Here is a 12,957-nt window from a genome sequence, read left to right on the forward strand (position 1 = left end):
GCGCGGGGTACCCCGAACGGCGCGATCTCTGGTATCCTGCCGGCCATCCTGAGGAGGGTGGCGCCATGGACGTCCGCGTCGAGGATCGCTGGCAAGGCTTCATCGAGCGCGTCATCCGCGAGGGCCGCTACGGCTCGGCGAACGATGTGGTCCGGGAGGGGCTGCGCTTGGTCGCGGAGCGTGAAGCCCAGCTTCAAGCCCTGCGCGAGACGCTCGACGCCTCCATCGCAGCCGGCGGTCAAGTCAGCGAGGCCGAGATCGATGCGGCTCTGGACGCCGCGGATCGCGCGTTGGAGGCACGCGGCTTCGGGGAATGAGACGCGTCGTCTTCCTGGCCGCTGCGCAGGCGGACCTCGTCGACATCCTTGTTCGTGTCACGGAAGCCAGCGGCAGCCGCGCGACCGGTCGCAGGGTCGTGGCGAGCCTGCGTGCGCAATGCCAGAAGCTCGCGGCATTGCCGGGAACGCTGGGCCGTCCCAGACCGGATCTGAGACCCGATATCCGCAGCTTCCCGCACCGAAACTACGTGATCTACTTCCGAGCCCGCGACGACGTGCTCGAAGTGATCAACGTCCTGCACAGCCGCCGCGATCTCGCGGACCGCTTCGCCGCGCCGGAGGAGCCGTAAGCCCCTCAGCGCCCGACTTCCCCGCGCAACGCCGCCACCATCGCTTCTACGGTCGCCTGGGCAGTGTCGCCGAGGTCGATATCGGTCTCGCCGGCGGTGACGAGACCGCGCTCCTCGAGCTCCTTCACGCCCTGCGGATCGGCCTCGTGACCGGCGCCGTCCTTGCGGATCACCGAGGTGACCCGCTCGCCGCTGACGAGGCGATGATAGGCCGCGAAGGCGAAGATCGAGAGCGCCCTGTCGGAGAGTCCGTTCACATCGTCGGCCATGTCGGTATCCATCGGGACGGGTCGGACTGACGGAACGCAGCCCGGCGCCGCAGGGTCCGGGGGCGAGCAAGGGTGCGACGATCCGGTGCGACGATCCGGTGCGACGACGGGTGCATCGGAGGATACGGCCGAGCCTGAGGGCCCGCGTCGCCCCGGAACCGCCTTCCTGCTACTCTGCCGCCGCCCATGACCGTACAGATCGACCAGACCGCCGTGGAACCCAGCCCGGACGCCCCCGAGGATCCTGTCGTGCCGGGTCTGGCGCCGCCCGATCTCGGCTATCGCCTGCGCCAGCAGGTGATCCTGTCCGAGTTCGGCGTCGAGGCCCTGCGCGGCACCGATGTCGACCACCTGCTGCAGCGGGCCGCGGAGCTGTGCGCCCAGGGGATGGGCGCCGAGTTCTGCAAGGCGCTGGAATACCGCCGCGGCGAGGACATGCTGCTGGTGCGCGCCGGCGTCGGCTGGGGGCCGGACGTGATCGGGCAGGCCCGGGTCGGGGCCGACCTCGCCTCCCCGGCGGGCTTCGCCCTCAAGACCGGACGGCCGGTGATCTCGAACCATTTGGCCGAGGAGACCCGGTTCCGCACGCCCCAGCTCATGGCCGAGCACGGCATCCGCCGGGCGATCAACGTGCTGATCGAGAACCGGGACGGCGCCTTCGGGGTGCTGGAGGTGGACGACACCCGCGAGGGCATGTTCGAGGCGGCGGACATCGCCTTCATGCAGGGCTTCGCCAACCTGCTCGGCGGCGCGATCGAGCGCCAGCGCACCGAGAGCCTGCTGCGCGCCGCGCTGGCCCGGCAGGACCTGCTGGCCCGCGAGATGAGCCACCGGGTCAAGAACAGCCTCGCCATCGTGGCGAGCCTCCTCGCCCTCCAGGCCCGGGCCGCCGAGGCCGAGCCCGCCGTGCAGGCGGCCCTGTCGGATGCGCGCAGCCGCGTCGAGGCGATCGCCGGCGTCCACGACCAGCTCTGGCGGCAAGGCGACAAGACCGGGGACGGCGCAGGGGACGGGGAGGGCGTGCCCGGCGAGCTCGACCTCGCGCCCTTCCTGGAGAAGCTGGTGGCCAATCTCGACAGCGGCGCGCCGGGCCTGCGCCTGACCTGCACGGCGACACCGCAGCGGATCTCGGCGGACCGGGCGATCCCGATCGGGCTCCTGGTCAACGAGCTCGTCACCAACGCGCTGAAATACGCCTACCCGCCCGAGACCCATCCGGAGGGCGGCGCGATCCGGGTCCGGGCCGAGCGCGACCTCGACACCCTGGTGGGCGCAGTCGCCGACGATGGCGTCGGGCTGCCGGCGGATTTCGAGATCGGGCGCGCCTCGAAGAGCCTCGGCATGCGGGTGGTCGGCAGCCTCAGCCGGCAGCTCGGCGGCACGATCACGGTGCCGCGAACGGGGCAGGGGACCTGCTTCCGGCTGGAGGTGCCGCTGGAGACGTAAGCGCGCGAACAAATCCCAAAGGGTGCAGCGATCGGCGGGCCGGCGCGTTGCCGCCGGCGCCGGGTCTTCAATGCGCATCGTTCCGATAGCCGACACCCACCTTTCGGGATGACGCCCGCGCGCGCAGGATCGGCAGACACGATGGCAGAGATGAAACCGCGCGTGGCCCTCGGGCTCCAGGGGGGCGGCTCCTACGGTGCCTATGGCTGGGGGGTGATCGACCGGCTTCTGGAGGAGCATATCGAGATCGTCGCGGTCAGCGGCGCCAGCGCCGGCGCGCTGAATGGCGCCGCCCTGGTGGCGGGGCTGGCCACCGGCGGCGATGACGGCGGCCGGGACGCCCTGGAGCGGCTGTGGCGGGCGACCGCCGAGCGCTCGCCCCTGCGCGGCTTCGAGGGGTTCGGCGCCGCGTTCGACCCCTTCCTGGACCCGTTCGTCGCCCGGTCCCTGGCCCTGTTCCGCGAGGCCTCGGCCTATATCGCGCCGTTCCTGCCGACGTTGCGCGACATGCACCTGTTCCAGGCGGTGGTGCGCGCCAGCATCGACCTCGAGACCGTCGCCCGGCAGGAGCGGGTGCCGCTCTACGTCTCGGCCACCGACATCCTGACCGGCGCGGCCCGGCTGTTCACCGGGCCCGAGGTGACGCTGAAGGCGCTGATGGCGTCCTCGTGCCTGCCGGAGCTGTTCGCCCCGGTGGAGATCGACGGCCGACGCTACTGGGACGGGGGCTACGCCGCCAACCCGGCCCTGGAGCCGCTGGTGTTCAACGGCCACGGCGCCACCGACCTGATCGTCCTGCAGCTGACGCCGTTCGTCACCGACGCGATCGGCCTGCTGCCCTCCGAGATCGCCGGGCGGGTCAGCGACATCAGCTTCAACGCCTGCCTGATGCGCGACTTGAAGGCGCTGACCGAATTGCAGCGCTACGCCCGGGAGACGCAGACCCAGGATGCCCGGATGCGGGCGGTCGCCGACATCAACATCCACCTGCTCCAGGCGCCCTGCGCGCTGGCCGGCGGCGAGATCAGCAAGCTCGACACCCGCTGGTCGACGATCGGCGCCCTGCGCGACCTCGGCCGCGCCACCGCCGAGCGCTGGCTGGCGGAATCAGGCCATGCGATCGGGTCCGATTCGAGCCTGCAGACCCTCGAGGCGGCGATCGCCTCCTGAAGCCGGGGAGGGGGCTTCACTGCACCGGAGGGCGGGAAACACCCCTCCTCCCGGGCCGGGGCGCCCCGTCCGCCATGCGCGGGCGGGGCTGGACAAACCCGCACCGAGTTCGCGATCTGCCGCCGAAGGGCTTGGCGGGATCGAGAGCGGACGACAGTGACCGAAATCAGGAACGCGGCGGCCGCGATTCTTTCGGAGCGGCTCCACGGGTTTCGGAGCCTGGGCGACAATTGCGAGTTCGGCTTCGTGCAGCGTTACGGCGGCGTCGAGCCGTCCGGGCTGCTGCGGTTCTCGTACACGCCGATGGCGGACCTGATCCGCGGCCTGCGCTGCGGCTTCGCGGATTTCGGCGCGCCGGGGGACCTGCGCATCGCTGTCAGCGCCGGCGGCACCTATTACTGCCACAGCGTGGCCTACAACATCTGGTCGAACACCGGGCACCCCGCCGGCTCGATCGACCCGGAGGTGCTGGTCGCGCGCGAATACGGCCGCCTCGCCCACCTGAAGCGCAAGATGCTCGACGACCTCGCAGACGGGTCGAAGATCCTGGTCCGCAAGGTCGGCCGCGACGACCCGGATTCCGCGTTCGACCGCCTGGCCGAGGCGGTCTGGGCGCACGGCCCCTCGACGCTGCTGCGCGTCACCGAGGCCGGGCCGGATTGGCGCCCGGAGCCGGCCATGCGGGTCGCCGAGCGGGTGATCGCCGGGCGGGTGCGCCGGTTCGCTCCCACCGAGCAGGCCTGGGAGATCGATCTCGAGCCCTGGCTCCACTTGGTCGACAGCGCCTACGCGCTGGCGCACGGCCAGGCGCCGACCGACCTGGGCGCGGGGGCCTTCGCGGACGCCCTGACCCTGCCGGGCGGCCTGCGCCGGCATGCCGGCCGGCACCCGGACAAGGCGCTCAACGCCTATACGCGGGCGGTCGACCCGGCCGGCCTCGGCACCGACAGGGCTTACGTGTTCTCGACCTGGGTGTGGATCCCGGAGACGTTCGGCGGCGAACGCGTCTTTGCGGTGACCGGCCATGACCGCCTGGGCTGGCGCGACGCCGACCTGTCCCGCCGCGGCTGCTGGCAGCGGGTCTGGGCCGGCGGGCGGATGCGCCCGGGCGTCGACCGCGAGCCCGTGGGTCTCGGCATGATCGGCACTCAGCGGGATGCGTTCTGGTCGTTCGGCGCGCGCTTTCACGAGGGGCCGATCCCGGAGGAGGGGGCCGCGCCCACCATCCGGATGCCGCCTGCCCGCTTCCCGGGGCGCCGCCTGTTCGGCTGGCTGCGGTCCCGGTTGCCGTAACGCCCACGGTCCTGGTCGCGGCCGTGTCGGCGTGCCGGAACGGAGTCCGGGGCGTCGCACCGGCGCTCGATCGGCCGCCACTCCAGAATCCTGCGGGCAAGCCCGGTCCTGACGAGACCGCCGGAAGCGGCGATCGCGGCCGCCGACGGCGCACACGACATCGACCTGTCGGCGGTTCTGGATCCCGGGCGCCACTGCGCGGCCCCGGCATGATGGGGTGGTTCTGGACGCTGCTGCCCAGATCCTGCGCCAGAGCCTTCAGAAAACATCTCGGACCAGCCATCGACCACCCCGGCCACACCCGATCCAAAGTTCGCATAAGATATATTATGGAACCAAGGCCCTCGATCCGACCGGGCGAGGGGGCTGGTATGCCAAATGCCCAGTTGGCGGACAGAACCGGATCTGCGGTTCGGTTCGGGCGCGGAACGCCGGCTCGGTCCTTGGCGACGCTGCGTGACGGCGCAGCGGCACGGCTCCCCCCGGCAAGCGGCAGTGCCGCGGAACCGGGTGAGGGCGGTTCGAGCAACCCCGGCCAAAGCGCCCTCCCCGCGGGCTCACGCGGCGCGCCCGGCGAGCCGGCTCTGGTCGGCGAAGATCCGGCCGTCCTGGGCGCGGCACTCGATCCGGTCCGACAGCCGGCCCGGCCGGATCCGGATCGCCGCCGGCCGGGCCAGGGCCTCGGCCTGGTCCAGGAAGCCGGCGGCATCCATCGGCGCGTCGCGCCCGCCGCCGAGCCCGCGCCACCACAGCACCGCCTTCTCCCGCTCGTAGCCGCTGCGCTCGGGCCGCAGCCGCACCCGCCAGGCGGCCGCGGCCGCGCCGTCCCGCCAGCCGAGCACGAGATCGAGACCGTCCGGGGCCGCCTCCAGGCTCAGATCCGTCACCGGATGCCAGGGCGCGTCCGGGGCAGGGCTGGTCGCCACGATCTCGGCCGAGAGGATCGGCAGTTCGTCCTCGGCCGCGGCGTCGTGCAGGGCGTCCGGGTCGGCCTCGGCCTCCGGCTCGGTCCAGCAGGCCTCGCACGTGGAGGCGTTCAGGGCGATCAGGGCGCCGCAGCCGGGGCAGGGCTTGGCGCGCAGCCCCCCTGCCCCGCCGAGAACCTGCGCGGCACTCTGCGCCGTCACGGCGTCCACCGGCCCGTGCATCCGCACCAGGCCGGCATAGTCGAGGATCAGCGCGTCGGCCTTGGCCGGCGCGCAGCGCAGCGCCCGGCCGACTTGCTGCACGTAGAGGCCGGTGCTGCGGGTCGGGCGCAGCAGCGCCACGAGGTCGACCTCCGGGGCGTTGAAGCCGGTGCCGAGCACGCCCACCGAGGTCAGGCAGCGGATTGTTCCGGCCCGGAACGCCGACACGATCCGGTCGCGCTCCCGGCGGGGCGTCTCGCCCGAGACCGTCTCGCAGGAATAGCCCTCGGCCCGCACCGCGTCGCGGACAGCCTCGGCATGGGCGAGGCCGGCGCAGAAGGCGAGCCAGGCCCGGCGGCCGCAGCCGTATTCCGTGAGTTCCGCCACGGCGGCCCTGGTGATCCAGTCGCGGTTGACCGCCGCCTCCAGCTCGCCCGGGATGTAGTCGCCCCCGCGCCGGCCGACCCCGGAGACGTCGAGCTGGGTCAGGGTCGCCTTGGACACGAGGGGCGCCAGAAAACCGCGCCGGATCAGGTCGCCGGTCTCGGCCTCGTAGGCGATCCCGGAAAACAGGCGGCCGGCGCCTGCGTCGAGCCGGCCGGAATCGAGCCGGTAGGGGGTCGCGGTGAAGCCCGCCACCCGCATCCCGGGGGTCAGCGCCTGCAGGCCCGCCAGGAACCGGCCATAGCGGGTCTGGGCGGCGCGGGGGATCAGGTGCGCCTCGTCGACGATCACGAGATCGCGCGGGCCGATCGCGTCGAGCCGGTCGGCCACGGACTGGATGCCGCAGACCAGGACCTGCGCCCCGGCCTCCCGCCGCCCGAGCCCGGCGGAGAAGATGCCGGCCGGCGCCTCCGGCCAGTAGCGGGTCAATTCCGAAAAGTTCTGGGCGACGAGCTCGCGGCTGTGGGTGACGATCGCCACCCGGGCGAGGGGGTTTTGTGTGACCGCCTCCCGGGCCAAGGCGGCGATGACCAGGGCCTTGCCGGCCCCCGTGGGCAGCACGACCAGATGGCCGGGCGCCGCCGCGTCGCCCCCTCCCCGCCCCCAGGCGGCCGCGAGCGCGTCGAGGCTGGCGCGCTGGTAGTCCCGCAAGCGCAGCATGGCGGCGGGTCTAGCCGGGTCGGGCCGCCCTGTCCGTGGCGGCGGGGTCACGGCGGGGGGCGCTCGGTCCCTCCCGGGCTCAGAGCCGCCGGAGCAGATAGATGTCCATGATCCAGCCGTGCCGTGCCCGGGCCTCGGCCCGGACCCTTCGGATCTCGGCGCCGACGGTGCCGAGGCGGCCGGAAACCAGGATCTCGCCCGGGCTGCCGAGATAGGCGCCCCAGTAGATCGTCAGATCCGGGTCGAGATCGGCGAAGCTCGGATCGCCGTCGAGCATCACAACGACGCTGTCGGCCCCGTTATCGGCTCCTGCGGGCCAGCCCGCGGCGAGGCGGCGGCCGGTGGTGATCAGCACCGGGCCGCCGATGGCGTTGAGCGGCACGCCGTGGCGGGCGGCCAGGACCTGCACGCTGGAGAGGCCGGGGATCACGGCGCAGCTCAGGGCGAGACGCCCGCGCGCAGAAATCCGGTCGAGGATCCGCAGGGTGCTGTCGTAGAGGGCCGGGTCGCCCCAGACCAGGATCGCCCCGACCTGGCCGGCCTCGAGCTCCGTCGCGAAGGCCGCCTCCAGCCGCGCGGCCCGGGCCGCGTGCCAGGCCTCGACGGTGGCGCCGTAATCGGCCGGGCGGCGCTCCCGGGGCGGGTCCTCGACGGTGACGACCCGATGCGGCTTCCGGATATGGGCGGCGCAGATCCGCTTGCGGATCTCCACGAGGTCGGCGGTCTCGGCGCGCTTGTCGAGCACGAACACCGCGTCGACCTCGGCCAGCGCCCGCACCGCCTGGAGGGTCAGGTGCTCGGGATCGCCCGTGCCGATGCCGATGACCCGGATCTGCCTGTCCTGCATGCGCAATCCTGGTTTCAAAAGGTCCCCGACCTTTTGCGGGTGCAGGGCGGCCCCCTGCTCGTCTTCATCAGGGCTCCGCCCTGATTACCCGCCAAAGGGCTCATGCCCTTTGGAAACCCATTTTGCCAGGATCGCCCGGGCGATGGTCAGGTCCTGCAGGGCGATGCCGGAGGAATCGAACACCGTGACCGCCTCCGGGTCGATCCGCCCGCCCTCCCCGCTCTGGAGCACCGCGCCGATCGCCCGCAGGCCCGCCCGGGCCCGCTCGGAGGCGTGCTGGAACTCGCCGATGGTGCGCGCCTGCTCGGGCAGGTCGCAATAGAGGGCCGCGCGCTCCAGCAGGGCCGGCGGCAGCTCCTGCTTGCCCTTGGCGTCGGCGCCCATGGCGGCGACATGGGTGCCGGGCCGGACCCATTCGGCCTCGAACAAGGGCGCCCGCGCGGGCGTCGCCGTGACGATCACGTCGGCGGCCCGGCAGGCTTCCTGCGGGTCGACCGCCCGCACCTCGACCGCGGCCCCCTGCCCCCGCAGGCGCTCGGCGAACCCCGCGACCTTGTCTCGATCCCGAGCGACCACCAGCACGGTCCGGATCGGCAGGACCCGGGCTAGGGCCGCGCATTCGAACGCCGCCTGGTTGCCGGCCCCGAATACCGCCAGCACCGCCGAATCCGGCCGGGCGAGCACGCTGGCCGCCACCGCGTCGGCGGCGGCGGTGCGGTAGGCGTTGACGCGGCCCGCCTCGATCACCGTGTCGACCCGGCCGACAGCCTGGTCGAACAGCAGGATCACCGAATTGTGCCGCGGCAGGCCCCGGTCGGGATTGCCCGGCCAGAACGAGCCGACCTTCAGGCCGGCATAATCGGCCGTCGATCCCGACTTGATCGAGAACCGGTTGTTCGGCTCAGAGCCGTGCCCCAGCACAGCCGGGAACAGGGTGGTCCCGGGCGCGACCGCGGCGATCAGCGCCTCCCGGGCCGCGTCGAACGCCAGGGCGTGGTCGACCAGGGCGGCGGAGTCCTCTTCCGAGATGAAGCGCATGACGTGACGATCTCCAAAGTCACGGTTTCAAAAGGTCTGCGACCTTTTGCGGGTGCAGGGCGGAGCCCTGCCGTGATGCATCAGGGCTCCGCCCTGCACCCGCCAAAGGGCTCGCCCTTTGGAAACCCGTTACAGGGTCATGCCCCGGGCGGTGACCGGCCAGACCGCCTCGACCCGGCCGTCCCGCACGCCGACATACCAGTCGTAGACGTTGACGGTCGGGTCGCAATGGCCCGGGATCAGCTTCAGGCGGTCGTTGAGCTTGAGCACGTTGCCGGGATCGCTGATCACCCCGTGCTCGTCCGAGCACTTGACGTATTCCACGTCGCTCCGGCCGAACACCAGGGGCAGGCCGCTGTCGATGCTCTGGGCCTTCAGGCCGGCGTCGCAGATCGCGACATCGGCCTTGGCCTTGCTCATGATCGACGTGACGATGAACAGGCTGTTCTCGAAGTCGCCGATCGGCTGACCGCTCGCATCCTTCACCCGCTGATAGTCGGCATCCATGAACACGTAGGAGCCGCATTGCAGCTCGTTGTAGACGCCGCTGCCGCCCTCCAGGGCGAAGCTGCCGGTGCCGGCGCCCGCCACGATATCGCAGGCGAGCCCCTCGGCCTTCAGCAGGTCGACGGTGCGCTTCGTCTCGTCGATCGCCGCCTGGATCAGGGCCTTGCGCTCGGCGTAGTCGCGCACGTGCTGCGCCTTGCCCTGATAGGCCTGCAGCCCGGCGAACGTGAGCCCCGGCGCCGCCGCGATTTTTTTCGCGATCGCCACCGCGGGCTCGCCCGGGGCGACGCCGCAGCGGCCGGCGCCGACATCGATCTCCACCAGGGCCTCGAGGGTGACGCCGTACTTGACCGCCGCCGCCGACAGATCATCGACATTGCCGAGGTCGTCGACGCAGACCAGCACCCGCGCCCGCTTGGCGAGCGCGGCCAGGCGCTCGATCTTCTGGGGCGCCACGACCTGGTTCGACACCAGCACGTCGCGGATGCCGGCGCTGACCAGGGCCTCGGCCTCGCTGACCTTCTGGCAGCAGACGCCGCAGGCCCCGCCGCGCTCGATCTGCACCGTCGCGATGTCGGAGGATTTGTGCGTCTTGGCGTGCGCCCGGTGGCGCAGGCCGTTCGCCTTCATGAAGCGCCCGAGCTTGTCGACGTTGCGCTCGAACGCGTCGAGATCGACCATCAGGCAGGGGGTGTCGACCTCCTCCACCGGCATGCCGACGCGGGCGGGAATGTTGTTGCGCATGGGTTTTTCCTCCAGGTCGTCGCGTCTTATGGTTTCGCAGTCCCGTCAGGGGCTCATGGGGCAACACCCAAAAGCTCGGCGATGCGCGGCGTCGCCTTGATGCCGGTGCCGGTGAGCACCGCCACCACGGTCTCGTCGGGCCCGATCGCGCCGCTGGCGGTCAGGTCGGTCAGCGCCGCCGCGGCCATCGCGCAGGTCGGCTCGACGTAGAGGCCGGAGCGGGCGAGCTCCATCAGCGCCGCCTCGATCGCCGGCTCGGACACAGCCACGGTGCCGCCCCCGGACCGCCGCAAGGCCGCCAAAACCGCCCGGCCGCGGACCGGCTGGGCGATCGAGGCGCCCTCGGCCAGCGTCGGGCCCGGGGTCACCGGCAGATAATCCTCGGCCTCCGCCTGGAAGCCGGCATGCAGGGGCGCGCACTGGGCCGGCTGCACCGCGTAGAGGCGCGGCAGCCGGGCGATCGCCCCCCGGCGCAGCAGCTCCGAGAAGCCGATGTCGCAGCCGAGCACGTTGCTGCCCGCCCCGCACGGGATGATCACCGCGTCGGGGGCGCTGAATCCCAGATCCTCCCACAGCTCGTAGGCGAGGGTCTTGGTGCCCTGAAGGAAATGCGCCTGCCAATTGTGGCTGGCGTAGAAGATGTCATCGGCCTGCCGCACGGCCGCGTCCGCGGTGTCCTGGCGGGTGCCGGGGATCAGCTCGACCTCGGCGCCGACGGCGCGCATCTGCACGGTCTTGGCCGGCGAGGTCGAGGCCGGGACCAGGATCTTGGCCCGCATCCCGGCGGCGGCCGCGTAGGTCGCCACCGCGGCGCCGCCGTTACCGGACGAATCCTCCAGCACCGCATCGATGCCCTGCTGGCGCAGGATCGACAGCATCACGGAGGCGCCGCGATCCTTGAAGCTGCCCGAGGGGGCGAACCATTCGAGCTTGAAATGCGCCTGGCGCCCCCGCCAGGGCCGGCGCACCAGCGGCGTGCAGCCCTCCCCCAGCGAGACCGGATCCGTGACCGCCACCGGCAGCGACGCGGCGTAGCGCCAGAGCGAGCGCTCCCCGGTATCGATCTGCCCCCGCTCGATCCCGGGCAGCGGCGAGATCATCAGCGGGCCGCCCGACTCGCCGCGCCAGCGCGGGATCTCGATCGGGTAGGAGGCGCCGGTCGCGGGGTCGATATAGGCAGGGGGCATGCGCATCACGGCTCGGGAATCCGGGGCGGCTCGGCTAGAGCATCGTCCCGGGGACCAGGACCGGGACGATGCTCTAGGCCTTTGATTTTGCATCATATTTTCCGAAAGCCGGAAACCACCTTTCGGGATGATGCTCTAGTGTATACAGAATAATCCGGTCTGGCACGTCGGCCGTGGGACGTCCGGGATCTCGTCGGGTGCGGAGCGAAGCTCGCCCGCCTCATCAGGGCTCCGCCCTGATCACCCGCCAAAGGGCTTGCCCTTTGGGAACCCCGACTTCCAGGCTGCATCAGGCCGCCAGGTTCAAACTCACGGCCTCCGGCGCGTGCTCGGCGGCCACCGCCTCGGCCAGGAGCTCGGCGGTGGCGCCCGAGAGCGTCCAGCCGAGATGGCCGTGGCCGGTGTTGTAGAACACCCCCGGCCGGCGGCCGCGGCCGACCTTGGGCAGCATGTTCGGCAGCATCGGGCGCAGGCCGCTCCAGGCCACCACCCGGTCGGTGTCGACCAGCGGGAACTGCGCCCGGGTCCAGTCGATCAGCGGCTGCACCCGATCGTGGCGGATGTCGCGGTTGAAGCCGTTGAACTCGGCGGTGCCGGCGACCCGCAGGCGCTCGTCGCCGAGCCGGCTGGTGACGATCTTGGCCGCCTCGTCGAGGATGCTCACCTCCGGAGCCGCCTTCTGCGCCTGCGGGGTCAGCAGGTTCACGGTGATCGAGTAGCCCTTCACCGGGTAGACGTTGACCCGGTCGCCCAGCATCGCGGCAAAGCGCCGGCTGGCGCAGCCCGCGCAGATCACCACCGCGTCGGCCTGCAGCGCCTGCGGGTCGGCGGCCGGCCGGTCGGCTTGACGCCAGCCGATGGCGTAGCCCCCCGCCCCGGCCGCGATCGTCTCGACGCTGGCGTCGTGGACGAAGCGGACGCCCTGGCGGGCGCAGGCGGCCGCGAGGCCCCGGGTGAATTTGTGGATGTCGCCGGTGGCGTCGGATGGCGTGAAGAAGCCGCCCGCGTAGGCGCCGGCGAGCGTCGGCTCGATCGCCCGGATCTCCTCCGGGGTCACGGCGTAGCGCTCGAGGCCGCCCTCCCGCAGCAGGGCGTTGACGGCGTGCGCCTTCTCGAAGCTCGCCCGGTCCCGGTAGAAGTGCAGGATGCCGCGGGTCTTCAGGTCGAAATCGATGCCCTCGGCCTCGGCCATGGCGAACAGGGCCGCGCGCGCCTTCAGCGCCAGCCGTACGGTCTCCACGGTGTTCTGCCGGTAATGGGCGATCTCGCGCATGAACTCCGCCATCCAGGACAGCTTGTGCCAGGAGGGGGTGGGGTTCATCAGCAGCGGCGCGTCGCGGCGCAGCATCCACTGGACGCCGTGGAGCACGGTGGAGAGCTTGTTCCAGACCTCGGCGTTGCAGGCGGAGAGCTGGCCGCCATTGGCGAAGGAGGTCTCCATGGCGGCGTAGCGCTGCCGGTCGAGGACGGTGACGCGGTAGCCGCGCCGGGCGAGCGCATAGGCGGTGGTCACGCCGGTGATGCCGGCGCCGATGATGGCGATATGGGTCATGCTGTGGGACTCCGGGACGTGCGGACGCGGTGAGGCCCTCCCCTT

At 72.0% G+C, this 12,957-nt stretch carries 12 protein-coding genes; 5 read left to right on the forward strand and 7 right to left on the reverse strand.

The window, feature by feature from the left end:
- Positions 1 to 65: 65 nt before the first annotated feature.
- Both MKL11_RS26080 and MKL11_RS26085 read left to right on the forward strand, forming a co-directional pair.
- Positions 66 to 317, forward strand: a complete 252-nt coding sequence (locus MKL11_RS26080) for a type II toxin-antitoxin system ParD family antitoxin (protein ID WP_243948578.1) — start codon at positions 66 to 68, stop codon at positions 315 to 317.
- Positions 314 to 628, forward strand: coding sequence for a type II toxin-antitoxin system RelE/ParE family toxin (locus tag MKL11_RS26085; RefSeq protein WP_243948579.1), 315 nt, complete (start codon positions 314 to 316; stop codon positions 626 to 628). The genes MKL11_RS26080 and MKL11_RS26085 overlap by 4 nt, the downstream gene beginning before the upstream one ends.
- A 5-nt stretch (positions 629 to 633) precedes the next feature.
- On the opposite strand, the gene MKL11_RS26090 is transcribed toward MKL11_RS26085, so the two are convergent.
- The gene (locus MKL11_RS26090; RefSeq protein WP_243948581.1) at positions 634 to 897 is read right to left on the reverse strand and encodes a hypothetical protein; all 264 of its coding nucleotides are present in this window, start codon (positions 895 to 897) and stop codon (positions 634 to 636) included.
- Positions 898 to 1,146: 249 nt separating this feature from the next.
- Between MKL11_RS26090 and MKL11_RS26095 the strand changes: the two genes are divergently transcribed.
- The 3 genes from MKL11_RS26095 to MKL11_RS26105 all read left to right on the forward strand — a co-directional run bounded on the left by MKL11_RS26095 (position 1,147) and on the right by MKL11_RS26105 (position 4,806).
- A complete protein-coding gene (locus tag MKL11_RS26095) occupies positions 1,147 to 2,343 on the forward strand; it encodes a sensor histidine kinase (RefSeq protein ID WP_243948693.1) in 1,197 nt (398 codons plus the stop codon).
- Positions 2,344 to 2,484: 141 nt separating this feature from the next.
- Positions 2,485 to 3,513 carry a patatin-like phospholipase family protein gene (locus tag MKL11_RS26100; protein ID WP_243948583.1) on the forward strand — a complete coding sequence of 343 codons (1,029 nt, stop codon included), beginning with the start codon at positions 2,485 to 2,487 and terminating at the stop codon, positions 3,511 to 3,513.
- A gap of 156 nt (positions 3,514 to 3,669) precedes the next feature.
- Positions 3,670 to 4,806 carry a hypothetical protein gene (locus MKL11_RS26105; RefSeq protein ID WP_243948585.1) on the forward strand — a complete coding sequence of 379 codons (1,137 nt, stop codon included), beginning with the start codon at positions 3,670 to 3,672 and terminating at the stop codon, positions 4,804 to 4,806.
- A 557-nt stretch (positions 4,807 to 5,363) separates the two neighbouring features.
- Here the strand turns inward: MKL11_RS26105 and MKL11_RS26110 are convergent.
- The 6 genes from MKL11_RS26110 to MKL11_RS26135 form a co-directional block, all read right to left on the reverse strand.
- On the reverse strand, positions 5,364 to 7,037 hold the full coding sequence (locus tag MKL11_RS26110; RefSeq protein ID WP_243948592.1) for a DEAD/DEAH box helicase: 1,674 nt from the start codon (positions 7,035 to 7,037) through the stop codon (positions 5,364 to 5,366).
- A gap of 79 nt (positions 7,038 to 7,116) precedes the next feature.
- Positions 7,117 to 7,884, reverse strand: coding sequence for a precorrin-6A synthase (deacetylating) (gene cobF / locus MKL11_RS26115; RefSeq protein ID WP_243948594.1), 768 nt, complete (start codon positions 7,882 to 7,884; stop codon positions 7,117 to 7,119).
- Positions 7,885 to 7,968: 84 nt separating this feature from the next.
- Positions 7,969 to 8,922: an ornithine cyclodeaminase family protein gene (locus MKL11_RS26120; RefSeq protein ID WP_243948596.1), complete on the reverse strand. Its 954-nt coding sequence runs from the start codon at positions 8,920 to 8,922 to the stop codon at positions 7,969 to 7,971.
- A gap of 129 nt (positions 8,923 to 9,051) precedes the next feature.
- Positions 9,052 to 10,173 carry a DSD1 family PLP-dependent enzyme gene (locus MKL11_RS26125; protein ID WP_243948605.1) on the reverse strand — a complete coding sequence of 374 codons (1,122 nt, stop codon included), beginning with the start codon at positions 10,171 to 10,173 and terminating at the stop codon, positions 9,052 to 9,054.
- Between the two features lie 53 nt (positions 10,174 to 10,226).
- Positions 10,227 to 11,360: a pyridoxal-phosphate dependent enzyme gene (locus MKL11_RS26130; RefSeq protein WP_243948695.1), complete on the reverse strand. Its 1,134-nt coding sequence runs from the start codon at positions 11,358 to 11,360 to the stop codon at positions 10,227 to 10,229.
- 289 nt (positions 11,361 to 11,649) lie between these two features.
- Positions 11,650 to 12,912: a D-amino acid dehydrogenase gene (locus MKL11_RS26135; RefSeq protein ID WP_243948607.1), complete on the reverse strand. Its 1,263-nt coding sequence runs from the start codon at positions 12,910 to 12,912 to the stop codon at positions 11,650 to 11,652.
- Between the last annotated feature and the right edge of the window lie 45 nt (positions 12,913 to 12,957).

This window comes from Methylobacterium sp. J-077, assembly GCF_022829365.1.
GTDB lineage: Bacteria > Pseudomonadota > Alphaproteobacteria > Rhizobiales > Beijerinckiaceae > Methylobacterium.

Excerpts from the sequence above, each read along its gene's own strand:
- MKL11_RS26080 (WP_243948578.1), top strand. The coding sequence starts at position 66 with ATGGACGTCCGCGTCGAGGATCGCTGGCAAGGCTTCATCGAGCGCGTC.
- MKL11_RS26125 (WP_243948605.1), bottom strand. The coding sequence starts at position 10,173 with ATGCGCAACAACATTCCCGCCCGCGTCGGCATGCCGGTGGAGGAGGTC.
- MKL11_RS26120 (WP_243948596.1), bottom strand. The coding sequence starts at position 8,922 with ATGCGCTTCATCTCGGAAGAGGACTCCGCCGCCCTGGTCGACCACGCC.
- MKL11_RS26100 (WP_243948583.1), top strand. The coding sequence starts at position 2,485 with ATGGCAGAGATGAAACCGCGCGTGGCCCTCGGGCTCCAGGGGGGCGGC.
- MKL11_RS26110 (WP_243948592.1), bottom strand. The coding sequence starts at position 7,037 with ATGCTGCGCTTGCGGGACTACCAGCGCGCCAGCCTCGACGCGCTCGCG.
- MKL11_RS26135 (WP_243948607.1), bottom strand. The coding sequence starts at position 12,912 with ATGACCCATATCGCCATCATCGGCGCCGGCATCACCGGCGTGACCACC.
- MKL11_RS26085 (WP_243948579.1), top strand. The coding sequence starts at position 314 with ATGAGACGCGTCGTCTTCCTGGCCGCTGCGCAGGCGGACCTCGTCGAC.
- cobF (WP_243948594.1), bottom strand. The coding sequence starts at position 7,884 with ATGCAGGACAGGCAGATCCGGGTCATCGGCATCGGCACGGGCGATCCC.
- MKL11_RS26090 (WP_243948581.1), bottom strand. The coding sequence starts at position 897 with ATGGCCGACGATGTGAACGGACTCTCCGACAGGGCGCTCTCGATCTTC.
- MKL11_RS26130 (WP_243948695.1), bottom strand. The coding sequence starts at position 11,360 with ATGCCCCCTGCCTATATCGACCCCGCGACCGGCGCCTCCTACCCGATC.